Genomic DNA, 5,391 nt, shown 5'->3' on the forward strand with positions numbered 1-5,391 from the left:
CCGCCGTAGCCCTAACTTCGGTTGTATTTGCCTTGTAATCACGCGTGGCTGTTTGCACGCTAAATTTGCCGCAATGGTAAAGATTGTCTTCATACCCAAGCCAAAGCTCTAAATTATCGCCGAACATCGGTTTAGCGTATATGCCGTTTACTACAAACGCTATCTCATCACTTTCGCTTCCCTCTTTATCCTCGTAGTTTAGGCTTATTAAATTAGCTTTGATTTTAGCTGTTATGTCGTTGCCTTTAGCGAGTAGTTTAAAATTTGGTTTTCTTACCATAACGTTTTCTCGCTTTTTATCTCTTTTACCTTTATTTTAGGCAAAAAGACTTTATCTCCAGCCCTTAAAATAGCGTTTAAATGACTATTAAGGGCTAAAATTTCGGCAAAGTTTTCTAAAGTGCCGTAATGTTTATAAATGATAGTATCTAAACGCTCATTGTCGCTAGCTATATAAATTTTATCCATCATAATCCCTTTTCAGCTCCAAACTAAACCCCTGTGTAAAGAATAGCCCGTTATCTGTAAAAACCGCTTGGCTCTCGCTTATTTTTGTTATCACAAATTTGCCTAGATATTTGCCGTATCCGGTTACTAACGGATAACTAGATCCAACGTGCGCAAGAGCATAAAGCTCTTTTAGAGCCTCTTGCTTGTCGCCTTGATACGGCAATGTATGTCCGTCTATTTTTATACTTTCGTTTCCTAAATTTGCGCGAAATAAAGCAGGATAGTTTCCTATCCTATCATTTTGGTTAATGCCGAATTCGCTTTCACGGCTTATGCCGTCGGTTTGTTTCCAGCCAAACTTAAAGCCGCCTAGACTTAAAACCACTATTGCCCCCTTATGTCTCTATTTTTGGCGTTCATCTCATCAGTTTTTAAAGCCCTTTTTACGCTGGACACCAGCTGTCTTTCAAACTCCGCCATATCAAATTTGCCGTTACTCGTGGCTATGTTTATACCGCCGCTAAAATTTATGTTTATCGTGGCTCCGCTTGTTGTCATGGCTGCTGCGCTTTTAGCCACGCTTGGCGAAGTCGTGTCGAACGCATCGCTCAAACCAGGTGCCTTTTCACCCGGTTTAGCCGTATCGTCATTAAACCAGCTAAGAGGGTTATACCAGTTGCTTTCCTTGCCGTCTCCTATGCCTAGCTTCTCGCCAGCCCAGCTGGTGGCTTTGCCTATGGAGTCGCCTATGCTTGATATTAAGTCGCTAACCCATGCAAACTTTTCGCCTATCCAGTCAAAAAATCCGCCAAATATGTTATTCCATGTATCTATAACCGGAGCAAATATACCGCTTAAAAATTCGCTTAGTCCTTGCCAAATATCGCTAAAAAACTGCGTAGTTGCTTGCCAGTAAGGTTTAACGCTTTCCCAGATACTGCTAAAAAACGCCTTTACCTTATCCCAGTTTTCTATCAGCCAAGATGCGGCCATACCTATACCGACTACTAAAGCGCCGATACCTGTGCTAATAAGAGCAAGTTTCATCATGCCGATACCTTTTACGGCTCTTAAGAAACCCGTATGTAAAAACCCCAAAGCCCTGCTAAATCCAAGCGAGACCGCACTTGCCGTCTTTGTAGCCGCCGTCCATGCGGCACTAAGCGTTATCGCGGCTCTTAGTCTCGCGCCCACTAGCCACGTACTAAAGGCTTGATATTTTAAGGCTAACGCATGAGCTAGCGACCTTGTTTTGGCTACTACGGTAAGCGGATTTAGCCAAGATAGAACCTTTGCCATACTTATAAATCCGTCCGCCGCCGCTAGAGCCGCTATTTTTGTAAGCAATAAAAGCGGCTTAAAAATCATAAAGCCTGCTACCGCATAACTGACACCCGTAGTAAGCGACGGAAATTTTATACTCATATCGGTTATAAAATTTCCTAGTCTTGATAATGCGTTAGCTAGCGTATTGGCTAGCGGTAAAAATACTTCGCCCATTATAGAGCCTAAGTTTCGCCATGACTGAGTAAGCCTTTCGATGCCTGATTTTGTAGTGTCAAGCTTTGCTTGCAGCTCCTTTTTTAAACTACCGGTAGCTTCGTCCGAAAAGGCTAATGCCATATTCTTTTTAAGATCATCTACGTTTGTAACAAGTCCGGCAAGCTCATCGCTAAAATTTCCGCCCACAAGATCATATAAAAGCCCGGCTTGCATCTGCTTAGGAGCTTTTGAAATTCGCTCTATAAAAAGAGTGATAGCACCTGCTGCATCTTTTTGTAAAGCCGTCTTTAAGTAATTTGCGTCAAGCCCTATAGTATTTAATGCCTTTTGAAAGTTCTCTCCCTTTTTATCCGCCATTGAAAGCCCCGAGTATAAAGCATTTAATGATGTTCCCACGACCGAGCTAGCCTTACCGGTGCTTAGCATGGTAGCGGCTATCGCGGATGCCGCCTTTTCATTTAGTCCGATTAGGTTTGCGTTTGCGGCGGTAAGCGATGATGCGGTAAAAATATCACTTGCATTTGCATTTGTTACCTTGTTATCAAGTAAATTTACGGCATCAAATAACTGGGTCATCTTGTTTATATCGTCTATCTTAAAACCCACTTTCATATTATTACTAGCACGCGAAAGCTCTTCTGCGCTCATCTCAAACGCAACCGAACCGGTAGCTAGTAGCTTTGTGTATTCTACTAGCTCCTTTCCTTTTAAATTTATCTTGCCGCCTCCGCTTGCAATGTTTGCTATATTTGCAAAGCTTTCGCCAAGTTCGCTTGACGCCTTTCGCATCTCGTTTTTTAGAGCAAGCAAATTCTCTTTGCTATCATCTACATATTTTTTAACATTAGCAAAAGCCGCTTCATCGTCTATGGCAAATTTAACAGTTGTGCCAAATATGCCGCTAGCTAGAGCGTTATTTACGGTTGCAAGTTCGCCAAGCGTATCTTTTAGGTTAGCACGGATGTTTTGCCGAAGAGTATCAAGCTTAACGCTATCTAATTTCTTTATAGCATCATAGGTCTCTTTTATGCCGTTTGTAGCATTTGTAAAGCTCTTACGAAGGATTTCTATCTTGCTGAGCCCTCTAACTGCCAATCCTATGCTTATACCTATACTCTCTTCTTGCATTTATATTCCTTTTATAATATAATTGACCTATAAAAACGCACAAAGGTTTTAAATGTTAGCTTTTATGATTATTTTTACTTCTCTTTTTTTGCTGTTTTATTTTGTGCCGACGGCTTTACATGTCGTTTTAGGACTTGGGCTTTTGGCTGTTTTTATCGGCGCTTTGGGCTTTGTTTTTAATACCGCAAATAAAACCTTAAAAAACATAAAAAGCAAAGCTTTTAAGTAGCTTCCGCTTTATAAATTTCACACGCTTCTTTTAAAAACATTTGATACTCGTCTAAATAAAAGCTCATAATCTCATCAAAAGAAAAACCTAAAACATGACCTATAAGGCTAACGCCCTTATAAGTGGGCGCTATCCTAAAAAACGAGAAACTTCCTTTAATATTTCGCTACACTCGCGAGCCGGCATATCATCAAGCTCGGCTTCGCTTAGGCATGTTAAATTTGAAGCCATTTTAAAAATTATATCGCTATCGCTTCCGCCGCCACTCATCGCAAATCTTAGATCACGACCCTTTGGATGTCTTATTTTTAGCTCTTTATCGCCGTCTAGTTTTACGATAGTGTATTTTTCGCCGTTTTCTTCTACGATGTTTTGATTTTGTGTTTTTGTGTTTGCCATTTTTTATCCTTTTAAATTTTATTATTCGCCCAAATTTGATCTAACTTTTGCTAGATAATCCACTCCGCCTATAAGACATATCATATTTTCCACGTCAAATAGCACCATCGGTATCTTGTCTATGTTTATATCAAGGAAGTGCACGGCAAGCTTTACGGTGATTTCAAGCTCCTTGCCGCTTTCAAAGCTGCCCGGATCGATTTCTATAATATCACCCGTTACCGCCATAGAAAACGGCTGTGCTTCACCTTTGCCCGCTTGAAAGATACTTGCTTTAAATAAAAAAGGAATTCTATTATTCCAAGTATTTAGCCCATATCCTAGATACATATTTTTATCTAGCACGTTTAGTTTAAACTCCATTTCCACAGGCTTTATAACTCCGCTTGCGAAGTTACCGCTTAACGCACCTTTGGCTTCTATCATATCTTGCTCTATCTTTGGAATATTTAGGGTTTTTACCACACCTAAATATCCTTGTCCGTTAATATATACGTTAGCCTCTTGGACCACTTGAGGAACTTGTCGTTTTAACATCTTTTATCTCCTTTATTTATTTAAATCATCCATTAGCCGGCTCGAGTAGCTATCCACATAGATAAAATCTAGCGTCAATTGTTTTACGATCGGGTTGTTCTGCATTCTCACGTCTAGGTAAAATTTACCAGCCGTTACGTTTGCGTCGGTGTTCTTTTCGCTCCAAGATAGCTCATATCCGAGCAATACCTTTGCACCAACCAGCCCACGAAGCAGCTCCGATACCGAGCGTTTGGCGTGATAGAGTTGATCGGCTTTTTTATCAATCGCAAATAGCACTCCCTTTTGAGCTGCCTCGCTAATTCTGTCAAAAATTCTAACCCTTGCTAAATCTTGCCAGATAGTATCTTGGTCGCTTGTTTCCCCGCCCCAAGCTCTAAATCCGCTCTCACGGATCACGGTTGAGATATGCGCCGCACGTAGCTCGTCCGCCGTGCAGGTCTCTCCTAGCTCAAAGTCTATATCATCGGCTAGTCCTACCGCTCCGCCCATTACGCGGTTTGAGTAGCTGTCGCTATATCCAAATTCGCTTGATCCGTCCGTGTGTGCTATCATACCGGCAATTCGTGCCGATTGCGGCTGCATCGCATAGTCGTTTGCCTCATCATCCCAAACCTTGACGTATGGATATGCGGCGATTAAGCGACTTGTGCCAAAGTCTTTCATCTTAACTATCGCTTCACTTGCTGTTTTCTCTTTTAAATCAACAATGCCAGTGCCTTTTAGTCTTTTTGCAACGCTTTCAAGCTTTGCTTTTATAGCATCCTCGCCTGAAAACTCAGGGGCGATGATGAGATTTGGGCGGTAGCCCGTTTGCACTTTAGCCTTTTCAAATAGCCCTATTGCATGGACGCAAGCTGAAATTTCATCATTTCCATCTTCGTCCTCATCTTTTGTAAAAACAGATAGGATAATCTGTGTATTTACAGCTTGATCTGAAATGGCACGTAGGGCTCTATAAATTGAGCCTTTTTTAAAACTCTCTTGTTTTTCTTTCTTGGCTGCATAAAGCTCATTTAAAGCGTCTAACGCCTTATCGGTCGTCATAAAAAAGTGTAAGCCATTTTCAAGCAGTTCTTCATGTCCGGCAATCCCGATAGGCGTCGTGCTTTCAACCTGAATCGGTCTTGCCGCTTCTGCTGAGA

Annotated in this window: 7 protein-coding genes and 1 pseudogene; 1 reads left to right on the forward strand and 7 read right to left on the reverse strand. The window is 41.5% G+C overall.

Going from position 1 to position 5,391, the window contains the following annotated elements:
* The 4 genes and pseudogenes from CCAL9328_RS10220 to CCAL9328_RS10235 all read right to left on the reverse strand — a co-directional run.
* Positions 1–280: pseudogene (locus tag CCAL9328_RS10220) on the reverse strand (phage late control D family protein); the annotation flags it as partial.
* Positions 274–468, reverse strand: a complete 195-nt coding sequence (locus tag CCAL9328_RS10225; RefSeq protein WP_169937469.1) for a tail protein X — start codon at positions 466–468, stop codon at positions 274–276. The gene CCAL9328_RS10225 and the pseudogene CCAL9328_RS10220, both read right to left, overlap by 7 nt.
* Complete coding sequence (locus tag CCAL9328_RS10230) at positions 461–835, reverse strand: phage tail protein (RefSeq protein ID WP_169937467.1); 375 nt, start codon at positions 833–835, stop codon at positions 461–463. The genes CCAL9328_RS10225 and CCAL9328_RS10230 overlap by 8 nt, the downstream gene beginning before the upstream one ends.
* Positions 835–3,081 (reverse strand): phage tail tape measure protein, encoded by a 2,247-nt coding sequence (locus CCAL9328_RS10235; RefSeq protein ID WP_170000588.1) that lies wholly within the window; start codon positions 3,079–3,081, stop codon positions 835–837. Before CCAL9328_RS10235 ends, CCAL9328_RS10230 begins: the two co-directional genes overlap by 1 nt.
* A gap of 52 nt (positions 3,082–3,133) precedes the next feature.
* Here CCAL9328_RS10235 and CCAL9328_RS10240 point away from each other — a divergent pair, with 52 nt between their 5' ends.
* On the forward strand, positions 3,134–3,310 hold the full coding sequence (locus tag CCAL9328_RS10240; protein WP_170000589.1) for a hypothetical protein: 177 nt from the start codon (positions 3,134–3,136) through the stop codon (positions 3,308–3,310).
* Positions 3,311–3,439: 129 nt separating this feature from the next.
* Here the strand turns inward: CCAL9328_RS10240 and CCAL9328_RS10245 are convergent, their stop codons facing one another.
* The 3 genes from CCAL9328_RS10245 to CCAL9328_RS10255 form a co-directional block, all read right to left on the reverse strand.
* Positions 3,440–3,709 (reverse strand): phage tail assembly protein, encoded by a 270-nt coding sequence (locus tag CCAL9328_RS10245; RefSeq protein ID WP_169937461.1) that lies wholly within the window; start codon positions 3,707–3,709, stop codon positions 3,440–3,442.
* Positions 3,710–3,730: 21 nt separating this feature from the next.
* On the reverse strand, positions 3,731–4,246 hold the full coding sequence (locus CCAL9328_RS10250; protein ID WP_170000590.1) for a phage major tail tube protein: 516 nt from the start codon (positions 4,244–4,246) through the stop codon (positions 3,731–3,733).
* A gap of 12 nt (positions 4,247–4,258) precedes the next feature.
* A partial coding sequence (locus tag CCAL9328_RS10255; RefSeq protein ID WP_170000591.1) for a phage tail sheath family protein occupies positions 4,259–5,391 on the reverse strand: 1,133 nt, incomplete at its 5' end.

The sequence above is a fragment of the Campylobacter sp. RM9328 genome (assembly GCF_012978615.1).